The sequence below is a fragment of the Yaniella soli genome (assembly GCF_054782375.1).
Genome location: NZ_BAAGSP010000069.1, coordinates 1 through 1,929 on the forward strand (window position 1 = coordinate 1; position 1,929 = coordinate 1,929).

The following is a 1,929-nucleotide window of genomic DNA, read 5'->3' on the forward strand; positions in this document are numbered from 1 at the left end:
CTTCAAAGTACTCAATGCCTCAGCTGTCTCGATGCAACTGGCTTGACGGACATAGAAGAGTCAGCCAGTCCCAGACTAGCTAAATCAAGTCTCACAGAATATTCAGTGTTTGCGGCGGATGTGTTGGAATTGCACCTCGTGCGGTCGGTAGTGGAGGCTTGAGCGTCGCCCATGTCAGTCGTCTGCCGTCCCGATGACGAGGGGGTTGTCCAATATGCTCGCACTGATCTAGAGCACTTTGGTGTCCAACAGCATATGTGTCACATTATCTATCGTGGCCGGTTGTTTCCGTGACGTAGAATATTTGACGCGTTAAGTGACAACTTTTGTTGGGATTTGCGTCGCAGCCGAGTTGTCACTTTAACGATCGAATATATGACGGAGGTCCCAGAAGGTGCTGATCGGATACATGCGCGTTTCAAAAGCCGATGGCTCCCAAACCACCGACCTGCAACGCGGCGAACTCCTCGCGGCCGGAGTGGACCCCACCCAGCTCTATGAAGACAAAGCCTCCGGCAAGCAAGAGGACCGGCCACAGCTGGCCAACTGTTTGAAAGCCCTGCGGTCGGACGACACATTAATCGTCTGGAAGCTCGACCGTCTCGGCCGAGACCTCCGGCATTTGGTTAACATCGTCCACGACCTCACCGACCGAGGCGTAGGACTCAACGTGCTCACAGGGCAAGGGGCGGCGATTGACACCACCACTGCCTCCGGCAAGCTGGTCTTCGGGATCTTCGCCGCGCTAGCAGAGTTTGAACGGGAACTCATCTCCGAACGCACGAAGGCTGGCTTAGCCTCCGCCCGAGCGCGCGGACGTCGAGGCGGTCGACCCTACAAAATGACCCCAGCCAAAGTCCGGCTTGCAGCAGCTTCGATGGGTCAGCCCGGCACCAAGATCGGTGAGCTTTGCAAGGAACTCGGAGTCACACGCCAAACCCTCTACCGGCACGTCTCTCCGACAGGGGAGCTACGTCCCGACGGGCAAAAGGTCGTCGGCATCGGCACATGAAACCGCCTTCTGAGTAGCATGATAGCGGAATTTCTCGCTGAGGTATTTCGACTTGATCTTAGTCCGAACTTCGCAGTGCTTCCCTATAGTGAAATCCTTATGCGACGAGACAGCGCTTGGAAGGGATCGGTATGGAACATTGTTAAGGCGCATTCAGAGGGCCTCCGTGCTCGCCTGGGTGGTAGCACTCCCACCCGGAAATATCATGAAGCCAGAGTCGCTTATGGGGGAGCTCTCTGTAGGGATCCGCTCCCTTGCGAACATGGAGTGGGGTCCGGAGACGAAGCCGCAATACTGGCTCAGCGAAATCGGAAAAAGAATAGGTGTTGAAGTGCGTGAGCAGGAAGCTCCTCCGGAACCAGGTAGTTGGGAGCCGAATAAAATGGCCGCGCTCGCTCTGAAATATGAGCCGACCTTTATGGACGACGTCGTATATTGGGCTGGGAGGAAAGACCCGGCGGATAAATACCCGGGGGGATGATTACACGGTGGAATATTGCATTCGTCTCGAAGAAGGACTGGTGGAGTTCTTATCCAAGGTTGCCTGAAGCTGAACCACTCGACCTCCAACGTCGATTCCAAGCCAACCGTTTATGATGCTTTAGTTTCAATTTCCACGATGACTAGCGTTCAAAAGGTCTGCATAAAAGAGATGGCTTGGGAATGAACTTTCGTTCCCAAGCCACCTAGGCTACTTTCGCTTGGCGACCTCAAGGAGGACAGCCAGCAGGACTAAGACAAGTGCAAACTCGAACATGGTCCGCTCCTTCGCGTTAACGGTCACCAACTACCAAGTGGCAGGAAGTGCCTGCCTTTGTCCCAGTCTTGTGCTGTGCGTTTGTCGACCCCGACCCGTTTGGCGGCTCCTGCACGGCTCAAGCCTCCAGCTCGCAGATCTCGGAACCTTGCGCGTTGAG

At 55.3% G+C, this 1,929-nt stretch carries 1 protein-coding gene; it reads left to right on the forward strand.

Annotated elements, in window-relative coordinates; translation table 11 throughout:
- Nucleotides 1–394 precede the first annotated feature (394 nt).
- Nucleotides 395–1,012: a recombinase family protein gene (locus tag ACYVJT_RS15205; RefSeq protein ID WP_343957705.1), complete on the forward strand. Its 618-nt coding sequence runs from the start codon at nt 395–397 to the stop codon at nt 1,010–1,012.
- Nucleotides 1,013–1,929 lie beyond the last annotated feature (917 nt).